The 22,447-nt window shown below is 59.0% G+C and carries 21 protein-coding genes and 1 pseudogene; 8 read left to right on the plus strand and 14 right to left on the minus strand.

Annotated features, from left to right (window positions below):
* Window positions 1–130: 130 nt before the first annotated feature.
* From ACVWVQ_RS09495 to ACVWVQ_RS09505, 3 genes are all read right to left on the minus strand, one after another.
* Window positions 131–2,674: a UPF0182 family membrane protein gene (locus tag ACVWVQ_RS09495; RefSeq protein WP_457508167.1), complete on the minus strand. Its 2,544-nt coding sequence runs from the start codon at window positions 2,672–2,674 to the stop codon at window positions 131–133.
* A gap of 4 nt (window positions 2,675–2,678) precedes the next feature.
* Window positions 2,679–4,121 carry a TIGR03279 family radical SAM protein gene (locus ACVWVQ_RS09500; protein ID WP_457508168.1) on the minus strand — a complete coding sequence of 481 codons (1,443 nt, stop codon included), beginning with the start codon at window positions 4,119–4,121 and terminating at the stop codon, window positions 2,679–2,681.
* Window positions 4,122–4,229: 108 nt separating this feature from the next.
* On the minus strand, window positions 4,230–4,517 hold the full coding sequence (locus ACVWVQ_RS09505; RefSeq protein WP_414373940.1) for a DUF2103 domain-containing protein: 288 nt from the start codon (window positions 4,515–4,517) through the stop codon (window positions 4,230–4,232).
* A gap of 77 nt (window positions 4,518–4,594) precedes the next feature.
* Between ACVWVQ_RS09505 and ACVWVQ_RS09510 the strand changes: the two genes are divergently transcribed.
* From ACVWVQ_RS09510 to ACVWVQ_RS09535, 6 genes are all read left to right on the plus strand, one after another.
* Window positions 4,595–5,272, plus strand: a complete 678-nt coding sequence (locus ACVWVQ_RS09510; RefSeq protein ID WP_457508170.1) for a molybdenum cofactor guanylyltransferase — start codon at window positions 4,595–4,597, stop codon at window positions 5,270–5,272.
* Window positions 5,273–5,305: 33 nt separating this feature from the next.
* Window positions 5,306–7,444 (plus strand): FAD-dependent oxidoreductase, encoded by a 2,139-nt coding sequence (locus tag ACVWVQ_RS09515; RefSeq protein WP_457508172.1) that lies wholly within the window; start codon window positions 5,306–5,308, stop codon window positions 7,442–7,444.
* 765 nt (window positions 7,445–8,209) lie between these two features.
* Window positions 8,210–8,548, plus strand: coding sequence for a hypothetical protein (locus ACVWVQ_RS09520; protein ID WP_414329426.1), 339 nt, complete (start codon window positions 8,210–8,212; stop codon window positions 8,546–8,548).
* 84 nt (window positions 8,549–8,632) lie between these two features.
* On the plus strand, window positions 8,633–8,974 hold the full coding sequence (locus tag ACVWVQ_RS09525; protein WP_011432043.1) for a histidine triad nucleotide-binding protein: 342 nt from the start codon (window positions 8,633–8,635) through the stop codon (window positions 8,972–8,974).
* 84 nt (window positions 8,975–9,058) lie between these two features.
* Window positions 9,059–9,709: a precorrin-8X methylmutase gene (locus ACVWVQ_RS09530; RefSeq protein WP_414329433.1), complete on the plus strand. Its 651-nt coding sequence runs from the start codon at window positions 9,059–9,061 to the stop codon at window positions 9,707–9,709.
* 314 nt (window positions 9,710–10,023) lie between these two features.
* A complete protein-coding gene (locus tag ACVWVQ_RS09535; RefSeq protein ID WP_457508174.1) occupies window positions 10,024–10,416 on the plus strand; it encodes a hypothetical protein in 393 nt (130 codons plus the stop codon).
* A 103-nt stretch (window positions 10,417–10,519) separates the two neighbouring features.
* Here ACVWVQ_RS09535 and ACVWVQ_RS09540 read toward each other — a convergent pair whose 3' ends face one another.
* The 7 genes and pseudogenes from ACVWVQ_RS09540 to ACVWVQ_RS09570 form a co-directional block, all read right to left on the minus strand.
* Window positions 10,520–12,268, minus strand: a complete 1,749-nt coding sequence (locus ACVWVQ_RS09540; RefSeq protein ID WP_457508176.1) for a diflavin flavoprotein — start codon at window positions 12,266–12,268, stop codon at window positions 10,520–10,522.
* Window positions 12,269–12,383: 115 nt separating this feature from the next.
* Window positions 12,384–14,150 (minus strand): GTPase HflX, encoded by a 1,767-nt coding sequence (hflX, locus tag ACVWVQ_RS09545; protein WP_457508178.1) that lies wholly within the window; start codon window positions 14,148–14,150, stop codon window positions 12,384–12,386.
* A 46-nt stretch (window positions 14,151–14,196) separates the two neighbouring features.
* Window positions 14,197–14,370: a hypothetical protein gene (locus tag ACVWVQ_RS09550; protein WP_457508180.1), complete on the minus strand. Its 174-nt coding sequence runs from the start codon at window positions 14,368–14,370 to the stop codon at window positions 14,197–14,199.
* A gap of 51 nt (window positions 14,371–14,421) precedes the next feature.
* Window positions 14,422–14,853 carry a DUF488 domain-containing protein gene (locus ACVWVQ_RS09555; RefSeq protein WP_414400650.1) on the minus strand — a complete coding sequence of 144 codons (432 nt, stop codon included), beginning with the start codon at window positions 14,851–14,853 and terminating at the stop codon, window positions 14,422–14,424.
* Window positions 14,850–15,467 (minus strand): DUF488 domain-containing protein, encoded by a 618-nt coding sequence (locus tag ACVWVQ_RS09560; RefSeq protein ID WP_011432050.1) that lies wholly within the window; start codon window positions 15,465–15,467, stop codon window positions 14,850–14,852. The genes ACVWVQ_RS09555 and ACVWVQ_RS09560 overlap by 4 nt, the downstream gene beginning before the upstream one ends.
* On the minus strand, window positions 15,464–15,958 hold the full coding sequence (locus ACVWVQ_RS09565) for a dual OB domain-containing protein (RefSeq protein ID WP_414342098.1): 495 nt from the start codon (window positions 15,956–15,958) through the stop codon (window positions 15,464–15,466). Before ACVWVQ_RS09565 ends, ACVWVQ_RS09560 begins: the two co-directional genes overlap by 4 nt.
* 29 nt (window positions 15,959–15,987) lie before the next feature.
* Window positions 15,988–16,431, minus strand: a pseudogene (locus ACVWVQ_RS09570) (BMP family ABC transporter substrate-binding protein); the annotation flags it as partial.
* A 401-nt stretch (window positions 16,432–16,832) separates the two neighbouring features.
* Here ACVWVQ_RS09570 and ACVWVQ_RS09575 point away from each other — a divergent pair.
* Entirely contained in the window at window positions 16,833–18,107 is a 1,275-nt protein-coding gene (locus ACVWVQ_RS09575) for an amidohydrolase family protein (RefSeq protein ID WP_457508182.1), read from the plus strand.
* A 3-nt stretch (window positions 18,108–18,110) separates the two neighbouring features.
* On the opposite strand, the gene ACVWVQ_RS09580 is transcribed toward ACVWVQ_RS09575, so the two are convergent.
* The 4 genes from ACVWVQ_RS09580 to ACVWVQ_RS09595 are packed head-to-tail and all read right to left on the minus strand — an operon-like array spanning window position 18,111 to window position 20,423.
* Window positions 18,111–18,569 (minus strand): FxLYD domain-containing protein, encoded by a 459-nt coding sequence (locus tag ACVWVQ_RS09580; RefSeq protein WP_414332474.1) that lies wholly within the window; start codon window positions 18,567–18,569, stop codon window positions 18,111–18,113.
* Between the two features lie 31 nt (window positions 18,570–18,600).
* On the minus strand, window positions 18,601–19,212 hold the full coding sequence (locus ACVWVQ_RS09585; RefSeq protein ID WP_457508184.1) for a 5-formyltetrahydrofolate cyclo-ligase: 612 nt from the start codon (window positions 19,210–19,212) through the stop codon (window positions 18,601–18,603).
* Window positions 19,213–19,239: 27 nt separating this feature from the next.
* Window positions 19,240–19,704: an FKBP-type peptidyl-prolyl cis-trans isomerase gene (locus tag ACVWVQ_RS09590; protein WP_457508186.1), complete on the minus strand. Its 465-nt coding sequence runs from the start codon at window positions 19,702–19,704 to the stop codon at window positions 19,240–19,242.
* A 59-nt stretch (window positions 19,705–19,763) separates the two neighbouring features.
* Window positions 19,764–20,423: a VOC family protein gene (locus ACVWVQ_RS09595; RefSeq protein WP_238376855.1), complete on the minus strand. Its 660-nt coding sequence runs from the start codon at window positions 20,421–20,423 to the stop codon at window positions 19,764–19,766.
* A gap of 97 nt (window positions 20,424–20,520) precedes the next feature.
* Here ACVWVQ_RS09595 and cobJ point away from each other — a divergent pair, with 97 nt between their 5' ends.
* Window positions 20,521–22,440, plus strand: a complete 1,920-nt coding sequence (gene cobJ / locus ACVWVQ_RS09600) for a precorrin-3B C(17)-methyltransferase (RefSeq protein ID WP_457508188.1) — start codon at window positions 20,521–20,523, stop codon at window positions 22,438–22,440.
* Window positions 22,441–22,447: the final 7 nt, after the last annotated feature.

Here is a 22,447-nt window from a genome sequence, read left to right on the forward strand (position 1 = left end):
CGACGTTGGATAACAGTAGTCATGAGGTCAAACTTCCCTAAGGAAGCGCGAAGATTGACAACCTAAACTTAAAACATCCGTTAAGTTTCGTCAACCACCTGCCTCAAAAATGAGGAGGGGATCCCTTTCTCTATCGGCTGCCCCTCGGCAGAAAGAGGGCTTCTAAGGCCTGGCCGAGAGTCGGTTCCATCACCACCCGGTCTTCGTAGGCGGCGATCACCCGGGTGAGCTGGGGCAGGCGGCCCTGTTCTGCTTCGATGTAAAGGGGCTGAACATAGAGCAAAGAAGTCTCGATAGGAATGACCAGCAGCGTGCCCAGGTTCACCCGCGACCCATGCTGGTTCCAGAGGGAAATTTGCTCGGAGATTAAGGGATCCTGATTGACCCGTGCTTCCACCTGTTCCGGGCCATAGATGAGCCGTTGCTTGGAAAACTCGTACACCAGGAGCTTGCCGTAGTTTTCCCCGTCGCAGCGGGCCGCTATCCAAGCCACCATGTTCTGCTTGTTAACAGGGGCATAGGGGGAGAGGAGGACGAACTCAGGAGTGTGGTTTGCAACCCCTTGGGGATCCCTCGGCAAGGTGAGAATGAGATACTGCGGCTGCATGGGAATGCGCCGTCGATTGCGGAACTGGCCGGGGATCTGCCATTGATCCTCGCGGTTGTAGAAGAGGCGGGGATCCGTCATGTGGTAGGTGGCAAACTGCTGCGCTTGCAGGCGGAAGAGGTCTTGGGGATAGCGGATGTGTTGCCGCAGCGGCTCCGGCATTGCCTCCAGAGGCTTGAAGAGGGTGGGGTAGATGCGGGCGTAGGCTTGGATGAGGGGATCCCGAGGGTCGGCAATGTACCAATCGATGCTGCCGTTGTAGGCGTCCATCACCGCCTTGACCGAGTTGCGGATGTAGTTGAAGGGAAAGCCGGGCAGGTGCTCCGAGTAGGGGTAGCGGCTGCTGGTGGTATAGGCATCGAAAAACCAGTAGAGCTTGCCGCCTTGAATGACCAGGTAGGGATCCCGGTCGTAGAGCAAAAAGGGCATCACCCGACGGATGCGCTCGCGGATTTGGCGGCGATAGAGAAAGCGGGTGGCAGAAGACAGCTCGCGGCTGAGAAGGATGCGCAGATCGCCAAAATGCCAGGCGTAGAGAAACCGCTGCCAGAGGTGGGGAATGGGCACGCCACCGCTGCCCTGATAGCTGCTGTACACATAGCGCTCTGCTGCAGGGTAGTCCAATTCCCGCGCCTCAGCGCCCACGAAAACATCGGTGGTGGTCAGCTCGCCATAGTAGAGGGCCGGCTGCTCCACCCGCAAGACGGAGGCCACCTCAGGGTAGCGGGGAGAAACCCGCGGCGGGATATCCGACAGGAAAAAGTCCGGCAGGCCCTCAGGGGTCACCACATTCACCGGGCTGAGGGTGAGGCCATAGCCGTGGGTGTAGAAAAACCGCCGGTTAACCCAGGTTTGGGCGGCGGGGGGCACCTGGGCAAAGTCCAGCTCGCGGGCGGCATGCATAACTTGGCGCAATTCTCCCCCGATGCGGTAGCGATCCACATTCACATAGGGAAATTGGTAGTAGGGGCGGATTTCTTGCAGTTGGCGGTAGGTGGCCAATAGGGGATCCGCATCCCAGAGGCGCACGTTGCTCAGGGTGGATTGATTCTGCTGCAGGATCTCCCAGGTCAGGGATCCCTCTTCTGGGAAAGGGTGCACTTCCACCTGGCTAAGGCCAAAACCGGCGCGGGTAAAGCGGATGTTGTGCTCGATGTAAGGGCGTTCCAGCTCCAGCTCGTTGGGGGCCACCAAGAAAGTTTGCACCAGTTGGGGATAAAGTTGGGTGGTTAGCAGCCCAAACCCCAGGTAGGCCCCCCAGAGGATGGCCGGCGCCAGGAGAGAGCTGGCCCAGGAAGGGCACCAGGACTTGAGGAAAGGAAGGTTGAGGCGGATCCCCTGGCGGGCCAAAGCCCAGAATCCCACCGCCGTCAAGCCCGCCACCCCGCTCATCAAGGTCGTGGCCGGCAAGGTTGCATGCACATCGGCAAAACCGGCCCCAAACACAACGCCGCGGGTGGAATAGAGCAGCTCGTAGCGATCCAGCCAATGGCCCCAGGCGCGAATGAGAAACAGGGATCCCCCCAAGATCAGCAGGTGCCGCTGGGCATAGAGAGAGAGGGCCAAGGTCAGCCGTTGCTCGGAAAGCCCCAGCTCTACCAAGTAGATGAGGACAACGGCAATCAAGGTGAGCAGCACCAGGTTGAAGCACCAATGCTGCAGCGTCTCCCAGAAAGGCAGGCTGAAGAGAAAAAAGCCGAGATCGCGGTTGAAAATGGGATCCGACTCCCCGACGGGCCCCTGGTTCAGCCAGAGCAACAGCGTGAACCAGTGATTGGAAAGAGACCAAGCAAAGAAAACACTCAAACCTGTGGCAATCGCCCAGGCCCCGGTCAAGGTTGCCCCCCGCCAGCAGGAGCAGATGTTGGATCCCGTCACCGCCAGGGCAAAGAGGAAAGCGCCCAGGCCCAGCCCCCAGCGGGCAATTACCCGCGTCCACAGCACCGGCAGGGCATTCAGCTCGGCAAACCAGGCCAGATCTACGTAGAAAGCCGCCAAGCCCGTGATGGCCAGGATCCCCAGCCCCACCCCCAGCAGCAGAAACAATCCTCGCCGCAACCTCTGCATCGCCTCAGGATCCTCGGCTCAAAGCTGTTCTTGGTCGCGTCAGCGGTGCAGTTTCCCTTCGCCCGAGCGTTGCGGAACAACACAGGGTGCCGTAGGCATAGCCCTGTTCTAGCTGTTGCACCGCCTGCACCAAGCCTGCCGGCCCGCCGTCCACCCGCACCACCGGGATCCCCACCTGGGCCTGCAGATCCTGCCAGGTCAGATCGTCCAAAAAGCGCTCCCCATCCTTAAGGGCAATCTGAGGTAGCAGCAGCCCATCGTAGGCCGCCAAGTTTTCCACAGACTTCAGGGCATCCAAGATATCCTGCCCCGTCAGCAGCCCGGTCACCGTCAGGGTTTGGCCCCAAAATCGGCTGGCGATGGGCAGCAGCGTGAGCTGCAAATGGTGGATGCGATTCAGGCGCTGCACAATGGGCTGGAAGGCTTGCCCCACGGCATTGCCCACCACCCAAAGGGCCTTTACCGGAGAGGCCAAGCCGGCAGGCAAACTCACCTGCTCAAACTGGCTCAAAAATAGGCGCAGGGATCCCACGCCATTCCCCAGTTGGGGGTAATCTTCATAGTGCTCTGCCGGTGGCAGTTCCCGCCCGGCCAGCAGATACCACTCATCGGCCAGCCAGGCAAAGGTGGATCCCAATGTTTGCCGAAACCCGACCTGCAAAGTTTCCACCTGCTGGATCACTTCTCGGGCCTTGGCCGCATCGACAGGAACCAGCTCATCACCAGGGGGGCGAAAGCGCGTCAGCCCCATAGGCACCACTGCTGCCGAGAGGACGGTGGGGATCCCGTCTACGGGCCGGCGAAAGGCGGCCAAATCGAGGAGTGTGCGGGTGAGGTGATCCCCATCGTTCCAGCCTGGGCAGACCACCACCTGCGCGTGCAGTTGCAAGCGATGCTGGCGAAACCAGGCCAACTGCTCCAAAATCAGGCCAGCCCGCGGGTTTTTGAGCAAGCGGCTGCGCAGCTCCGGGTCGGTAGCATGCACTGACACGTAGAGGGGAGAAAGGCGCAGGCGAGCGATGCGCTCCCATTCGGCAGCAGGCAAGTTGGTGAGGGTGAGGTAGCTGCCGTAGAGAAAGCTGAGGCGGTAGTCGTCGTCCTTGAGGTGCAGCGTTGCCCGCATTTCCGGAGGTTGTTGGTCGATGAAGCAAAAGGGACAAGCGTTGGCGCATTGGATCAGGCCATCGAACAGGGCCGTTTCAAACTCCAGCCCCAGATCCTCGTCGATCCCCTTCTCCAGCTCAACTGTGCGCGGGATCCCTTGGCTATTCAAGATCTCCAGGCTTACATACTCCTCGGCGATCAGGAAGCGGTAGTCGATGAGATCGCGGGGGCGCTCGCCGTTGATGCTGACCAGGGCCTCTCCAGGTTGGATGCCCACTTCTGCTGCCAGGGATCCGGGTAAAACAGCGCTGATACGGGCGGGCTTGAGACTAGCACGAGACATAGCTAACTCATCCTCAACTGATGTGCCATTTGCCCCAGCAGGACGAAGTTCTGGGTCGGGACAGCGTTGTGTAGCAAGAACGAGGCTCGGTTGCGTTGCCAGAAGAGCTCACTGCAAACAGCGAAGAATGGCTGCCTCCAGCTCGGTTTGGCTGAGATCCGTTACCACAAACACCTCTTGCACGCTGCTTCCCTTGCGGGCCACCAGCTTGTACCCGCCCCGGATCGGCACCGAAACCCGCAACTGCAACTGGGGGATCCGCCCACGGCTGCAGGACAGAGCGCCCGGCGTCACGGTTTTAATGCCCGCCTGCCGGGTCAGGCGTTCCAAAACAGGGATCAACCCTGAGATATGGGTAGAGTGGTTCCAAACCAGACGACCAGAGGGCTCAGACATAGCGGCTAGAGTGAGGAGAGGATGGGATCCCTATCCTATTCCTCCACAAATACCTGCTGCTCGTTGTGGAAAACTGGATGTCCAAAATGCCTGAAGATTCCCCGCCTGCGGTCGTGGCTCTGATCTTGGCCGGGGGCAACAGCCGCCGCATGGGATCCGACAAAGCCCTGGTGCTTTGGGATGGGATCCCCCTGCTGCGACGGGTGGCTCAGGTGGCAGCAGCCTGCGCCGACGCGGTTTACATCCTCACCCCCTGGCCGGAGCGCTATGCGTCGGTGGTGGATCCCGGTTGGCATCTCTGGCGGGAAAACGTTCACAGCCGCGACAGCGTTGCAGAGCAACACCGAGGCCCGCTGCTGGCCTTTCAAGAGGGGATCCGGCGGCTGCAAACCCTGGCCGTTCCCCCGGAGTGGATCCTGCTACTGGCCTGCGATCTGCCCTGCTTGCAGGAGCAGGTTCTTGGGGATTGGCGACGGCGCCTTGCCACCCTGCCCCCTCAGACGGTGGCCGCCCTGCCCAAAAGTCAGCGGGGCTGGGAGCCCCTGTGTGGCTTCTATCGCCTGGCGCAGCTAGGTTCTCTGGAGAGTTTCTTGCAGGCAGGAGGAAGATCCTTTCAGGGCTGGTTGTCCCAGGTGCCAACAGCCATCCTGCCCCTGACCGTTCCCGACAGCGGGACGGAGTCCCTTGAGAGGATGCTCACCAATTGCAACACCCCTGCAGATCTGCAGCTCGGGGAACAACTGGGTAGAGGGTGATCCCCGGGATCGGCAAGGGGAAGGGATCCCCTCATGTCACAATGGGTAAAGATTTGCTCGGTTTCTTATCTCGGCGCCGTGCTTACTTCCCTTTACTACCGCGAGATCCCTTGCCCCGATAGTGCTCAAGTGCTGCGCTGGCTACAGGAGTGTATCCCCCTGCCCCAAGGCAGCCAGAAGGTTCTTACCCCCACGGGCCTGCGCCTACAGGGATCCGGCGCTGAGCTGGCCCTTTTCTTGTGGTCGGGGCTGAACACTACCTATCTCAAGGTGTTCCAGTGGTCGGAGCAGCCCTTCCCCCGCCAAGCTCGCTGGCTGGGAGAGCTGGAACAGGCCATTCAAAGCCAATTTCCCCACCGCTACCCGCAGTTGCCCCAGATCGACCTGAACCGGGGATCCATCTTCGATCAGCTTGAGCCTTTCTACCCGCAAACGGTGAAGTATTTTCGCCGGATCCCCAATGGCGAGTTCGACCTACAGCGGGTGTACTGGTGGGAAAAGCGCTGGCGGGAAGAAGTACAACATTGCCACGCAGCCCACCGCTCTGCTCAGCCGGTCTTGTTTCGCCAGCCTGCCCCTGAGCCGGCCCCGGTGGAGTGGGATCTGGCCATCGTGGGAGGAGCGCTGGGAGCCATCTATGGAGCGGCCATGGCTCGCTTGGGCTACCGCGTGGCCTTGGTGGAGCGACTCCCTTTTGGCCGCATGAACCGCGAGTGGAACATCTCCCGGCGGGAGCTGCAAACCCTGGTGGATTTGGGCCTTTTGAGCGCCGAGCAGATGGAGAGCTTGATCCTGCGGGAATACACGGATGGGTTCAACAAGTTTTTTGACGGCAATAGCCCGGTTCGCGCTCCCGTTTTGCACACGCCGACGGTACTCAATCTGGCCATTGACGCGGAAAAGCTATTGCAGCTCTGTGGCCAAATTCTCACTTCCTGCGGGGGAGCTATCTACGAGCGCACCGAGTTTCAGCGGGCCTATGTTGGCGAACAAGGCGTCACGCTGGTTTTGAAGGATTTGCCCACCGGCGAGGAGTTTCGGCTGGGATCCCGCCTTGTGGTGGATGCTATGGGAACAGTCTCTCCCATTGCCCAGCAGCTTTACCGCCATCGGGCTTTTGATAGCGTCTGCCCCACGGTGGGGGCTACCATTGCGGGGGGGTTTGAGCCAGGGGTATGGGATCCCCAGTTTGGGGACATTCTGGCCAGCCACGGGGACATCAGCCGCGGTCGGCAACTCATTTGGGAGCTGTTCCCCGGCCCAGGCGAAGATCTTACCTTTTATCTGTTCCACTACCACCAGGTGCATCCGGAAAACCCCGGATCCCTGCTGGAACTGTACGAAGATTTTTTCACCATTCTGCCGGAATACCGCCGCTGCGACCCAGAGCGCTTGCAGTGGAAAAAAGCGACCTTCGGCTATATCCCCGGACGATTTGGCCAGCCCCGGCACCCTGTTGGCGGCAGCGGGGCGGAGTCCTCGGAACCCTTTGACCGGGTGCTGCTCATTGGGGATGCGGCGGCTATGCAATCGCCCCTTAGCTTTACCGGCTTTGGATCCCTGGTGCGCAATTGCCCCCGCCTGTGCGATCTGCTGGATACGGCGCTGCGCCACGACCTGCTCAGGGCGGCGGACTTAGCCCAGATCCGGGCCTACCAGGGCAACTCGGCCGTCACCTGGCTCTTCTCGCGGGGGATGATGGTGCCCACCGGCAAGGTGCTGCCCCCCGAGCGCATCAATGCCACTCTCAACAGCTTTTTCGGCATTCTCGCCACCGAGCCGCCGGAGGTGGTGGACGATTTCATCAAAGACCGGGCTGGCTGGCTGGCCTTTAACCGCATGGCCATCAAAGCTGCCCTGCAAAACCCACGGCTGCTGCTGTGGATCTGGGAGGCCGTAGGGGCCAAAGGCTTTGCCCAGTGGCTACCCACCTACCTCAGCTATACCGGCCTGGCCTTGACCTCTGCTTTGTTCAGGGGCTGGCTTCCAAATCTGCTGCGTCGCCTGCAGCCCTGGCTAGAAGCGCGTTACCCCCGCCTGTGGCTGCGCTGCCTGCAGTGGAGCTACACCCTCACCTATGGGGTAGGGCAGCCGCGCATCCAGTTTCAACTCCCCCCCACTCAAGAAAAGGCCCAAGACGCAATACCGACTTGGGTAGAGGAGAGGGCTTGAGCTGGTGGCGCGGTCGGAGAATGCGGCCACGCCAGTTTTTTGATGCCTGTGCTTTTGCTTGCCTCAAGTCACAATCTTCAATGTCTGCTTCAATGTCTGCAGAAAAGGCAGGTGACAATACAGCCTGTTCACAAACTGGGGGATACAAAAATCGTGTTTCCGAGGCTTGACCCCAACGAGGTTTAAAACAAGCAGGTTTATAGTCATTTTAAACAGAACTGAAAGATTTCTGTTGTATTGCTTCCTAACTCCCCTCTCCCTTTGGGAGAGGGGTTGGGGGTGAGGGATGACTCCCTCTGGGAAAGGGGCTGGGGGTGGTCGCGGCAGCGGCGCGGAACGCTTGGGGAGTGTCTCAATTAGCCTAGAATGACCATACAACCGTATCCCGTGGTCCCTTAGTGGGCTGTAGTTGTGTAGCTAAAGCCAATTAGCAAAAGATCCCATTGGATGCTAGCAGTCCTCACTTGTGTTTGCTAGCAGCTTTACCTCTTATCTGCACAGATTTCTGCACAGATTATTTACACAGAGCTGAACGAGGGAGTGCCCATCAGGCAAAGCCTTCCTCTGTGGCGCAAAAGTATTTCGCCACGCAGGGATCTGCCTGTCCTTTGCCTTGGCATTTTGCCCAAGTTGAGTATAATCAATACCTAACATCCAGGATCAGATCGAGGATAGTTGGGAAGGGATCCCAACCTTGATTTGGTTGTGAGACTGCTAGTCCCCTTTTTAGGATCTTTCGCAAAAAACTCTGTAGGACTGAGCCCAATGGTTTACACCTTCGAGATCATCGGCATCGCCCCTGCTCTGCAGTTCTTTCATCAGCAACAGAAGCTGGCCCAGCGGCCCTGTGGGGTGGAATACCTGGGTACCAGCTCCTGCACCCTCGATGCGTTGCTGGGATCCGTGGAGGAAGTGCCGGCCCGGCGCGGCTGGGACTTGGATCAGTTGGTCGATGCTGTTATCCGCTTTTGGTGCAGCAACCCCGATTTGGTGAGTTTGTGGCGCTCTCGTTTTCGCGATGCCGGGCGAGATGCGCTGTTGGTCTCGCGAGTGGGGCATATTCAATCACTGCGGCAGGAATTTGAATGGCTGCTGAAGCAGTAGGTGCCGAGCGCCACTCTCGCCACCTGGGTGGGAGAATGTGCGGTTAGCAGGTAGGCTAAGGGCAGAACTAATTTGTGAGCACCCATGAGCGACACAGTTTTCGGCAAGATTATTCGCAGGGAGATCCCTGCACAAATCGTTTACGAAGACGATAGAGCCCTGGCCTTCAAAGATATTGCCCCCCAAGCCCCTGTCCACATTTTGGTGGTGCCCAAAGAGCCCATCCCCGGCATTTCCCAGGCCAAGCCCGAACATGAGGCATTGCTGGGACATCTCCTGCTGACCGCTCAGCGGGTGGCTGCCGAGGCAGGTTTAAATAAAGGCTACCGATTGGTGATCAACGAAGGAGAGGACGGCGGGCAAACCGTCTTTCATCTCCACATTCACGTTCTGGGCGGTCGGGGGATGGGCTGGCCTCCGGGCTAAGCAATGGCTTTTCCCACCAACTGAAGCCTCTGCAGGTACAATCCTGTCATTACGGAGGTAAACAGCGGGTGGGGTCTGGAACCGATGGAGTGGCACGTAACCGATGCAGAGAGTTTGATGATCATCGACCAGGAGGTGGGCAAGCACGAGCTTTCTCCTGCTGAGTATGAGGTGGTTCGTCGGGTTATTTATGCTACTGCCGACTTTGAGTACTTGAACCTCATCCGTTTTGGTAACGAAGCCTTACAGGCTGGGGCGGCGGCCTTGGCAGCGCGTACCACCATTGTGGTCGATGAGCCGATGGTGCAGGTGGGCATTGCCTGGGCTGTTCAGAACACCTTTTCCAACCCCATCTATTGCAGCAGCGAAGCCATTACCCGTCCCCAAAGGGACAAGACCCGCTCCGCTTGGGGCTTGGAAACCCTGGCCCAACGCTACCCTGAGGCGATCTTTGTGATTGGCCAATCCCAGACTGCCCTCTCCACCTTGGTGCAGCTGATTAGAAAGAAGGAGGTGGCCCCTGCTCTGGTCATCGCCACGCCGGCTGGGTTTGTGAACGTGGTGCAAGCCAAGCAGGAGCTAGCCGATTCCATGGTGCCCCACATCCGCACTGAGGGACGCAAAGGAGGCCCGGCAGTGGCTGCAGCGGTGTTGGATGGCCTGCTGGACTTGGCTTGGCACGCCTATGTACGGGTCAGCAGCGCAGACTATCCTGGCAAATCCGCCGTTTCTTGACATGCTCCTTGCTCTACTGGCTGGCTAAGCCAAGGCAAACTGCGCAGCGGTAGAGCAGGGCTTTAGACCCCATTTCTAGAGTAGGTCTGCTGATCTGATCGAGATCACTCAACTGGGGGGATCCCGAGCACCCGGCCTTCAAGTCGGCATCGGCAAGATGGGAGCTGTGCTCTCAGTCCTGCCCTTGAAAAATGGCCTGAGAGACGACTGGGTTGGGCCTATGGAGGGATCTTCCCATGCGGTGTGCCATCTTCTTTTGCTGGCTTGCCTGGGTTTTTGCGCCGGGGGCTTGGGCACAAGCTGAGCCATGCCCGATGGTCGTCCTTTCGCCCTCTTCACAGTTGCAGTTGTCAGAATCGTCAACACTTGCCTCTACTCTCTCGACAGCCCAGAAAGTGCTCCACACTGCTACTGCACTCGACAAGGCAGAGGTTATCGCTACGCAACATTTTCGCGAACCGGTCAGCCCCTACCAGCGCTGGCGACAGAGGTATGCCCCCTCAGATCCCCTCTCTTCGGGTTTGGGCAGCGTCCCTTATCGGCCAGCCCAGCAGGGATCCCAAAGGATTCAACAGGGAACAGAGGGGCTGCCCTTAGGGCCTGCGACCCGCCAAGGGGAACAGCTGGAGCAGATCGGGATCCGCCTGGGAGAAGACAGCCCTTTTTTCCTACATCCCGATGGCTTGGTCTATCGGCAGTCCTATTGAATTTGTGAGTCTGTTCGCTACAGGGATCCCAGCTTCCCCAGGGAGAAGGGCTGGAGGTGAGGGATCATCTCTCACTTCTCCCTTCTCACTGCTCACGCCTCAATCAGTAATGATTCCCCACCTTGCGGTGGTGGATGGCGGTGAGGCCCTCTGGGCTGGAGACCCGACCAGCTTCTAGGGTGCTGTACACCACCCAGTGATCGCTGGTTTCCAGGCGGCTCACCACACGGCACTCCAGGTAGGCCAAAGCATCGGCCAAGATGGGGGATCCGTTGGCAGCAGGGTAGGTCTTGATCCCGGCAAAGCGGTCGGCTCCCGGTGGAAATCGCTTCAGGAAGTGGCGCATCAAGGGTTGGTAATGGCCTTCTTGCAGCACATTTAACACGAAGGTATCTCCCACCTGCAGGAAGGATTCGATGGCCCGATCCTTGGCCACCGCAATGCTGATCCCTGGCGGATCGGTGCTGGCTTGGGCTACCCAGGAGGCAAGCATGGCGCTGGTGGCTTGCCCTTTGCGGGCAGTGATGATGTAGAGGCCATTGCTAATGCGGCCCAGGGCGCGATCCAAGTCGGCATCCAAGGCTTTCATCTGCTGAATGTTGCGATCCCGCGTCAGCCACTGCCCCAGATCGGTACCTGCTTCTTCGGCCAGTTGCAGCAGAGCCTCGCCGGCAGGCTGCTTAAGCAGAATGGGGGCAAACACCTCTTTGGCGCCGATCTCCTGCAGGGTGTTGCGGCAGAGGTACACCGACTCATCATCTTCGCCGCCCGACTCAAACAGACCAAAGCCTTGCTTGCTGTGGGCAGAGGCCAAAAGGGTTTTCAGCAGCACTTGAGTGGTGGCGGCCTCAGGCCCCGATTGGGGCGGCATGCCTATCACCACACCGGCGGCCAAGCTCATCAGCTCCCGCACCTCGTGGGCATCCACCAGCCGCAAATCTGCCAGCTCCACCTGGATGCCGGTTTTTTGGATCCCACGGGCAATGGCCTGGGCCAACGCTTCCGCCTTGCCATATCCCGACAGGTAGAACACTGCCACCATCCGCTCGGCTTTGGCCTGCTCGAGGCTCCAGGTGCGATATTGCCCCACCCAGTCGGACAGGTGATGGCGCAGTAGGGGGCCGTGGCCGGTAGCAATGGCAGCGATGGGAGGCAAGGCTTCCATGCGCTTCAGGGCAGACAACACCGAGCGGGCATTGGGCCCCATGAGGCAGTCGTAGTAGAGCTTAAAGTCCGCCTGCAGCAGATGGGGATGCTCATCCCAGGCAAAGTCGTCGCAGTAGTGCATCCCAAACACGTCGCAGGTGTAGAGGATCTGGGTGCCGTGGTCGTAGGTGAGGATGGTGTCGGGCCAGTGCAAGTTGGGGGCCGAGATGAACTCCAGAACGTGCCCTTTGCCCAGATCCAAGCGATCTCCCTGTTTCACCACCAGCCGCCGGAAGGGCCGATGCACCAGATCTTCCAGAAATTGCATGGCCACCTTGGAGGCCACCACCGTCATCTGGGGTGCCAACTCCAGCAGATCACCGACTAGGCCGCTGTGATCTGGCTCGGTGTGGCTGACCACCAGGTAGTCGATCGCAGTGGGATCCACGATCCCTTGCAGGCAATCCAAGTACAACTGGCGAAACTTCTCGTGGGAGGTGTCGATGAGGGCCACCTTCTCGCCGCGAATCAAGAAGGAGTTGTAGGTGGTGCCATTTTCCAGAGCAAATTCGATGTCAAATCGATCCCGATCCCAATCTTGGGAGCGAATGGCAAGGGTGTCGGCCCCGATGGGCAGAGTTTGCAGCGTCAGATGGGGCTGGGCCAGGCGAGGTGCGACTTGAGGTGCAACTGCAGTGGTGGCCATGTTCTCTCCCTAACTTTAAGTCGGGTCACAATCCTGATCTCAATGTAACTGAATGTTTATGTTGACGGCGGATGAAGATGAGCTATGCAGGTTTGGAAATCCTTATGGAATGCTTTTAGGGATCTCTGGGTTCCTGACTATCGAAGGGGTTGGGGCTTAGAACTGCAGCAAATTGGGCCAGGGTGTGGCGCAACTGATCCAGGTTTTGGCCGGTGGCGGCGGAAACAAACAGGGCCTTCGGGTAGAGCAGGCGCACATCCTCTACCCATTCGGGATCCAGGCGGTCGATTTTGTTAAACACCAGTTGCCGGGGACCAGTGGCCAAGGGCATCTCGTCCAGCAATGTTTCCACCGCCTCGATTTGCCCCTCCCAGTTGGGGTGGGAGAGATCCACCACATGTAGTAGGGCATCGGCTTCCGTCACCTCTTCCAGGGTGGCTTGAAAGGCATCCACCAGTTGGTCTGGCAATTCGGTTAGAAATCCCACTGTGTCGGTCAGCAGGACCGCCTGCCGGTTGGGCAGCTCCAGCCGCCGCGTGGTGGGATCCAAGGTGGCAAAGAGTTGGTCGGCCACGTAGACCTGGGCATGGGTGAGGGCATTGAGGAGGGTGGATTTGCCGGCGTTGGTGTAGCCCACCAGGGCCACCACGGGAATTTGGGATGCCTCGCGCCGTTGGCGCAGCCGCTGGCGGTGGCGGCGCAGCTCTTCCACCTCTTGCCGCAGCTTGCTGATGCGCCGCTGGATGGCCCGCCGCTCCATTTCCAGTTGGGTTTCCCCCGGGCCACGGGTGCCGATGCCCCCACCTAGCCGAGACATGGTGCGACCGCGACCGGCCAAGCGAGGCAGCAAATACTGCAGTTGGGCCAGCTCCACCTGCAATTTTCCGGCCCGGGTTCTGGCCCGCTGGGCAAAAATATCCAGGATCACCTCGCTGCGATCCACCACCCGCACTCCCAGGGCCTCTTCCAGGGTGCGCACCTGGCTGGGGGTAAGTTCCCGGTCGAACACCACCAAGTTAGCGCCCAGATCCTGGACCAGCAGAGCCAGCTCTTGCACCTTACCGGATCCGATTACCGTGGCCGAATTGGGGCCTTCCCGCCTCTGCCAGAGGGCTTGCAGCACCTGTCCGCCGGCACTCTCCACCAGGCGGCTCAGCTCCGCCAACCCATCCATGAGATCCTCGTAGCTCTGCCCGGACTCCTGCAGCCCCACCAGGATGGCCCGATCCTGATCCAGATCCACCTGGCGGGCGGTCAACTGGCGCCGAAAGCCATCTTCTAGCTCCGCCACCAGCTCCTGCAGATCCTGTTCTGCCAGGATCCCCAAAGGCAAAGGCTCAGAAACCTGCCAACGGCGCTCTCCCTCCGGCAGCAGATGGGCCAGATAGGCCCGGTGAACAAAGCCCGTAGCCGCTCCTCCCCGGCGTCGGTGCCCTCCTGACTTGGACACGGAAAGGGTGATGAGGGCATCCAAACGCTGCAAAGCCATGGCCGTCAGCGCTTTTTGACCGGGGCCCCCCTCCCCCATTTGGGTGGTGATGCAGCGGATCCCGGATAGGCGCTCGGCCCCCTGGCGGGGCAATTCCCAAGCGGGAATCTGGGTTTCAAAAGGGGATCCCACCCCTACGCGGATCACCTGGCCGCGCCGGTTGAGGTAAACGCTGATGGGCCGGCCTTCCAACTCTTGGGTCAGGGATCCCAGCCGTTGGGCAAACTCCACCGTCACCAAGCGGTCGGGGGGTAGGCGCAGTTGATAGAGCCGTTGCAGTTGCTTTTGTTGGTGGGGCTTTAACCCTTTGGCCTGTTCGCGAAAGCCTCGCGTAGCGATAGCAGAGCTGAAGCGGGGGTCGGTCTGATGGCGAGAGGTGCTAGCCCTGGGCATAGGGACGGGGAAAGACCCAAAAACAAGCTTTCATCTACCATACACGCTAGCTGACAGCAGGAACTTGGGATCCAAAAGCAACGGTGGCAAACACTGGCCCAGTGTTGGAGCTGCCCAAGCGGGGATCCCTGTATTGAGCTTGCTGTCGGTGAGAGAGTTTCCAAATCGGTTGGGCAGTCAGGGATCCCTTTCGCTCCGTGTTGCCAGAACCCTGCTGCAACTTGGAATAGCTGCATAAATCGGAAAAAGCCGTAGTGCCAGCTCTTGGTTTTTATAGATGCACGATTTCAACATCACCCCATTTTCTGCGCAAATATTCAGCAACCAGCCTACGATGACAGTGCTCAGGTGTAGCTTCACTACAAAGCAGACATCCTCCATCGAGAATACTTTTATCCACTTGATCTTCAATGCGACGCTCGGCCATCAGCGACAAAAACTGTCTCTCGTAGTTAGACCATTCACCACTGGCTTTGTAAGCATCGAGAATCTCTTGAGTTGGTGCAAGTTCCGGCAAATGAACATATCCAAGCTTGCAGATCTCGTGAAGAAAAAACTCTAGATCCCTCTTTTTCGTGAATCCCGCCAGTTGCGAGGTGTTATTAAGTCGAGTATCAACAACTCGAACCAGACCAGGCTGTTTTAAGCGATTAAAAAATTGCTCTGCACTTTTCTTCGTAAACCCTATCGTAAATATCTTCATGGCCTCGCGCTCCGCTCATCACTTTTTGACATTTTCTCATCTCGATAGGCGACACGCCTGCCTTGAATGAGATAGGCTTCGGCTATAAACTCTTCCCGACTTCTAAACAAGTCCCCCTCTGGAAGTTTGCAAAGGGCAAGAAGACGAGATTCTAGAGCCTCATGAGTCTCCAAAGAGCCATTGGCCAAGATGTGGTTGACCGGAATCCCACTTTGAAAAAGTTTACGCGCCACCAGCAACGATCTATGACATTCAATAGGGTCTTTCTCAGCACACATCAGTGCGATCCGATACCGACTAGAACCTTGGATCAGACGGTCGATCCCTTCGAGGAAGGCTGGCTCATTTGCCAGTCGTTCATACTGAATCCTACCCTGATCATAGCAGCTCGGATTTTCGCTACGTCCTCCCAATTCTTTGCCCAGAAAGACGTAAGCAATACCTGCTGCCGCTAAAGCACTTTTCAACTTTTCTTGTGAATATTGAGGGACGTAACGGCTATATGGACGTGAGCGAACGTCGCCAATACCGGTGATGTTGTACTGGCGCAGTAAGTCTATGAAAAAATCAATCTCGTGGTTTGAGTGACCAATCGTGTAGATCTCTGATTTCATATGAGTCGACCTGAGTAGAGAACAGCCGCTATCAGCTTGTAGTAATAGCCCAAGTAGGGATCGCTAAGGCTAACACACAGCACCGGATCGGGGATGTCATATTGACCGTCTTCGCCCATTAGGAAATCCCGTTCAATCACAGGATCGGTAACATCCATGCAGTATTTTACTCCCTTGTATACAAACTCGCCGCGTACTCTACGCTTAGAATTCGGGTATCCTGGTGCCTTGTAACCAACCAACAGACGCAAATGCTCGACCGGTACAAGGTAAAGAGAAACTCCGCTTTCTCGCCCGACACTTAACCGGTTGTTCCACCCAGCATAGCTGCTCTCGCCAGTGCCCCAGAGATTCTCAGGGTTGTCTAGCCAACTGTTGATATCCTCCCAAGGCAGGTGGCCAACTTTTTTCCAGCGGTGCTTTGGATTGATAACGTGGTTCTCCCTCTGGTGAGGCAGTGGCTGAGGTGTATCACAAGAGACACAGAGAATATCAAGAAGTTCTGGGTCGCCACCGCTTAGGAAGGCTCGTGGATGTAGTTGTCAAACACGGCAAAATTGCTCAGGGCAGGATCCGGCTTGAGGCTGGATCCCATCAAAAAGCTGACCTTAGGATAGTCTTTGGCCACCTCCCGCGCTTCCCGCTCCACCCCAAAGACCTCACCCACCAGCAGTTGGACGCCGCTCTCGGCATACTGACGCAGCACCCGTGGGTAGTCGGTGTTGGAAACTGACTCCGACCAGGTATAGTCAATATCCCCCCGCTCCTGGGCGGTCATCAAGGCTTTATGGATCCGGCTCACCCACTGCTGCTCAATGGGAACCGTATAAACCCCAGCCACTTTCAGCTTGGTTCCTTGAGCCACCGCGGCATCGCGAACCAACCAGCGGCTCCCCATCAGGCCAGCCACAAAAGCCCCAGAACGCAGGCAGAAGTCCCGCCGGGAGAGTTCTAAACGTGCCATAGTCGCTTCTGTTGAGGTTAGTTCGAGATCGGGTTACTGACCGGTTTATCGTAAAGGGGGGATCCCTGAAAATATGTGTCCTGAAATACAATTTTTTGAGAAGGAGCTTGTTTGTAATGGACAACGAAGTTTCGCTGACGGTTGGAATGGATGTAAGGGCCAAGTCCTCTCAAATCAGCTCTCGATAGATTATCCCTCTGACTACTTGGTTGATATCTTGCACAACCGGATGCTGTTGGGGACTACAGCCCTCTTTTATAAAGTGAGCAATAACCCAATCAACTGGTTTCCTAAATTCGGGCTTTGAGGTAATTTAAGACATCTTTATCTGATTTGGCCTATCATTCAGTCAACTGTAGTTGCTTCTTTCCATCCTAAGTTCAAACAAATAGCCACAACATATGGATCTCATTTTGCGCCGGGCCAATTTGCCGGATGGCCGCAAGGGAATCGATATCGGTATCCAGGGGGATCGCATTGTGGCTCTGGAAAGCAACTTACAAGCCACTGCCCCCCAAGAAATTGATGTCAGCAACCGCTTGGTGTCGCCCCCCTTTGTGGATGCCCACTTTCACATGGATGCCACCCTCACCTATGGGATCCCGCGCATCAACCAATCGGGGACGCTGTTGGAAGGGATCGCCCTCTGGGGGGAGTTGAAGCCGCTGTTGACCCCCGAGGCGGTGATGGAGCGGGCCTTGACCTATTGCGACTGGGCGGTGGCTCGTGGGATCCTGGCCATCCGCACCCATGTGGATGTGTGCGATCCCAACCTGTTGGCGGTGCGGGCGCTGCTGGAAGTCAAGCAAAAAGTGGCTCCCTACTTGGATTTGCAACTGGTGGCTTTTCCCCAGGATGGCTACTATCGCTCGCCAGGGGCGGTGCAGCTCCTGGAGAAGGCTCTGGATTTGGGGGTAGAGGTGGTGGGCGGGATCCCCCACTTCGAGCGGACGATGGCCGAAGGGACGGCTTCGGTGCGGGCCCTATGTGAAATTGCAGCAGCGCGGGGTCTGCGGGTGGATCTGCACTGCGACGAGACCGACGATCCGCTTTCGCGCCATGTGGAAACCTTGGCCTACGAAACGCTGCGGCTGGGCTTGCAGGGGCGGGTAGCCGGATCCCATCTAACTTCCATGCACTCGATGGACAACTACTACGTCAGCAAACTGATCCCCCTGATGGCCGAGGCAGAGCTGGGGGTGATCGCCAACCCGCTGGTCAATATGGTCATCCAAGGTCGCCACGATACCTACCCCAAGCGGCGGGGGCTAACCCGAGTGCCTGAGCTGATGGCTGCAGGCTTGACGGTAGCCTTTGGCCATGACTGTGTGATGGATCCCTGGTACCCTTTGGGCAGCGGCAACATGCTGGAGGTGGCCCACATGGGGATCCACGCCGCCCAACTGACCGGCTATGAGCAGATGCGCCAGTGTTTTTTGGCGGTTACGGAAAACCCGGCCCGCATTCTGGGGTTGGAAGGCTACGGCCTGAAACCCGGCTGCTATGCCGATTTGGTGGTGCTCCAGGCTGCTGATGCCGTCGAAGCCATCCGCTTGAAACCGGCTTGTTTGTATGTCTTCCGGCGGGGACGGCTGATCGCCCAAACGCCACCTGTGGTTGCCCAACTCCATCTGCCTGAGCGCCCCACCCAGGTGGAGTTCACCCGCCAGCTTTAGACGTTAACGACGCACGGTGCCGCTGAAGCCGCTGGCTTTGAATTGCTCCAGGGTGAGGGGCAGGGGGCTGGTTATGGGCACCGAGATGCGAATTGAAAAAGGGCTCTCGCCGGGAGGAACTTCTGCAATGGCCCCCAGGCGGGTACGCTCCGGCAGAACCTCGTTGCCGTTGGCATCGTAAAGCCGACCGAAGACATCCGCGTTCAGCAGGGTATTTTTGGAGCGGTTGACCACTGTGCCTTCGACGAACAGGCACCTGGCCGGTATGGGGTTGCCGTTGCTGGTCACCAGGTTGGTGTATTCGGGGGTATCGGGACAGGGGGTGACGTGGAGATCCTTCAGTTGCAGGGGGATCGCCCCAAAGCCCATCAAGAGCACCGCCAATGCCACACAGCCAAAGCTCATGCAGACAAGACGCAGCTTTTGGGTTAGCCACTGCGCCGGCTTCCAAACTTGGCTCATCGTTTTTCCTCCAAGGCCCACCCTCTTTAGTCTAGGGGATCCCCGTCTCGTAGAACCTCTCCTCGGTTTGGATCCCATCCAGGCGCTGATCCCAAGGATCCTGAGGTAGAGGCTGCTCCAGTAGGCAGGCTTGGGGGACAATGCCCCACTTGGGCACACTGGGATCCGGCAAAGCGGCCAAAAAGCGGTCGTAATAGCCGCCGCCATAGCCCAAACGCCTTCCCCACCGATCGCAGGCCAGGGCGGGCACCAGGATCAAATCCGCCTTGCCAGGGTCGATAACTGTGCTGCCGGGAGAAGGCTCCAGCAAGCCCCAGCAGTTGGGGACAAGCTCAGCCGGCTGGTAGCGGTGCCACTGCATTTGCCGCCGCGGCAGACAACGGGGGATCCCCCACTGCTTCTCTGGAAAAAGGGCAAACAGGGATCCCAAGTCCACCTCGGAGCCGAAGGCCACATAGGCCAGGATGGTTTTGGCGGCCAAAAGTTGGGGGCAAGAGGCCAAATGAGCCACGATCTTCTGGCTGATAAGGGATCTGTCCAACCTCTGCCGTAGCTGGCGAAAGTGCTGCCGCAGTTGAGACTTCTCTGAGGCCGGATCAAATCCCTTAGATCTCTCTGCTGGGACGGGCTGCACGGCTGGCACAGGGGATCCCTCAAGCACCGTTCCAGCCTACTGAATGCTTAGGAGTTCCACTTCAAAATCCAAGGTGGCGTTGGGGGGGATCACCCCGCCTGCCCCGCGGCTGCCATAGGCCAACTCCGGCGGAATGCGCAAGTAGCGCTTGCCCCCCACCCGCATGGTGGCCAGCCCTTCCTCCCAGCCACGGATCACCTGCCCTACTCCGTAGGTGAAGACAAAAGGCTGATTGCGCTTGTAGGAGCTATCGAAGATGGTGCCATCCTGTAACTTGCCCACGTAGTTGACCACCACCGTTTGACCCGGCTGAGGCGAAGGCCCACTGCCTTGAGTGATGTCGTAGTATTGCAATCCCGACTCGGTGGTGATGAAGTCCTTGGCTGGGGATTGCACGCTCACCACCGGATTGTCTTTGGCCCGCGACAGAGCCACGGCCGGCTGGCCGCCCCACACCCCGAGCCACAGCAAACACAGCACCAGCAGCAGCACCCGTTTCATCGTTGGCATCCCCCCGCCGCCGACTTTTGGCTTTCCTTTACCAATCTTAGAGGATCCCGTCAGCCTTTCAGTTCGGCAAATTCGATAATCTGACCCTGGTGATCCCGCACCCAAAAGACGAAGGGCTTCTCGGAGCGAATGCTGTTGCGGATCCCTTGTTTGTTGATTCGCTTCAGAAGGGCCTTAAGGGACTCCCGCTCATAGCTGACATGGCGATAGCGAACGCCGCTGCTGCGGCCCGCTGCCGGTACAGTCCCGTAAGCAGAAGCAGATGAGGAGCTAGGCCTAGAGGCGTTGCCGTAGGAACCGGACCCCGCATAGGGATCTGTAGAGCCAGGGATCACGTGCAATTGAACATTGTCGGAGAGTTGGTACCAAAGTCCGGGGGTATCCAATTGGGTGGGCCCAGAGGTGGGACGGGCTTTGGCATCGAAGCGGGGACTGAGGCCAATATCCCCTGGAAAGTAAGCGGATCCTAGGCTGTAGCCGACCATGCTTTGCTCGTAGCCGTAGTAGTACTGCAGGGGCAGCTCCGCTTCCGGCAGTTTCAACACCTTCTCGTAAAACCCTCTGGCCTGCTCCAAGTCCGGCACGATGATGGTGTGGACGCGGGGAGCGCCGCTTAAGAATGTCCACATGGCCCCCCCATAGGCCGATAGCAGCAAAAACATCAGCCCCTTCGTGGAGAGCAAAACCTCCAGGGGGATTAGGGGCAGCATCAGTCCAGGTGGGATGACCATCGGCACTTGTCCCTTCGCGGGTGGCTCTATGTCCAGTATAGGATCCGGGGAGAATCCTGGCCTTGGCCCACGCTCGATGAAGCTTGCTCTGTTTGCCCCCAGCCCGCGCGCCCGCCGGTTGGCCGACTCCCTGATCCCCCTCCTAGGCAAGGAGGTCATCTGCTGGAGCAAAGCTGAACCGCAGGGGCTGCCCTCCCCCTGGCAAGCCTACGGGGATCCCAAGGATCCCACAGCGCCAGGCTCCCTAGCAGAAGCCGTTGCCCAAACCTGGCCCCAGGTGCAGGGCTGTCTCTTCATCTTGGCCGCAGGGTCGGTGGTGCGGCTCATTGCCCCTCTCCTGCAGGACAAGCAGCGGGATCCAGCGGTGGTGGTGGTGGACGAAGCCGGTCGCTGGGCCATTAGCCTGTGCGGGGGACATGTGGGGGGGGCCGATGCCCTGGCGCGGCAGGTGGCCGCTACCTTGGGAGCCCAGCCGGTTCTCACCTCTGCTTCCGAGGGGCTGGGGATCCCGCCTTTGGATTTGCTGGGGGATCCCTACGGCTGGCGGCGGGGCGCTGGAGATTGGAACGGGGTGGCAGCCGCCTTGACGCGGGGAGAGCCGGTGGCCGTTCACCAGACCTGCGGCACGCGGCTTTGGCGACAAGCTTGGCCGGCAGATCATCCCCTAGTGGCCTCCTCTCCTCCCCATCCCGTTGCCCAGATCTGGATTGGGGAATACCTCTCCCCTCCCACGGGGATCCCGACAGTGCACTGGCATCCGCGGGTGCTGTGGGTGGGGGTGGGCTGCGAGCGGGGCACCACCCGCGCTTGGCTAGAGGGATCCCTGCGCCGCCTGCTGCAGGCCCATGGGCTGGCGTTCGAGGCCATTGCCGGCTTGGCCACCTTGGAGCTGAAGCAAAACGAGCCAGGTCTTCTGGAGCTGGCCCAAGCCTATGGCTGGCCCATTGAGTTTTTCCCGGCAGAGGCTTTGGCTGGGATCCCGGTTCCCCACCCTTCGGAGGCCGTTCGGCAGGCGGTGGGCACCCCCTCGGTAGCGGAGGCGGCTGCCCTCTTGGCAGCTCAGACTTGTCAGACTTGGGGAAGAGGTGACAAGGTTCCTGAGAGGCCATCCTGTGTTGCGGAGAAGGTAGAGCCCTTTGGGGGAGCAACCCTCCTCTGCCCCAAGCAGGTCTTCACCTCGAAAACCGAAGGGGCCTGTACCCTGGCCATTGCCCGCGCTGCCCGGGAATATTCCCCTCGCAGCGGCCACCTCTGGCTCATCGGCACCGGCCCTGGGGATCTGGGTCAATTGACTTTGGCTGCCCGTATGGCTTTAACTCAGGCCGATGTGGTTGTTGGCTACCAGCTTTATCTGGATCTGGTGGATCCCCTTTTGCACCCCGGCCAAATCCGGGAGGCCTCTCCCATTACCCAAGAGCTGCAGCGGGCCAAACAGGCCATCGCTTGGGCGCAGCAGGGGCTGAAGGTGGCGGTGATTTCTTCGGGGGATGCGGGCATTTACGGCATGGCGGGGCTAGTGTTGGAGTGCTTGGTCCGCTCTGGCTGGGATGGGATCCGCCCTTCTCTGGAGGTGCTGCCGGGGATCTCTGCCTTCCAGGCGGCTGCTGCCCGGCTGGGGGCTCCGCTCATGCACGACTTCTGCGCCATTTCCCTCTCGGATCTGCTTACCCCTTGGCCGGTGATCGAAAAACGCCTGCAGGCGGCTGCCCAGGCGGACTTTGTGGTGGCCCTCTACAACCCCCGCTCCCGGCAGCGGGTGGATCCCTTCCTCAAGGCTCTACAGATCTTTTTGCAGGCCCGGCCCGCCCATACCCCTGTGGCTTTGGCCCGCAACCTCTACCGCCCTGGCGAAACTCTCCGCCTTACCACCCTGGGGGAGCTGGATCCAGAGGAGGTGGACATGCTTACCCTGGTCTTTATCGGCAACTCCCAGACCTTTCGCCATGGGGAGCGGCTGATTACCCCGCGGGGCTACCGCTTGGGCGAGCCCACCTGACTCCTGG

This window comes from Thermostichus sp. MS-CIW-36 (assembly GCF_054059035.1).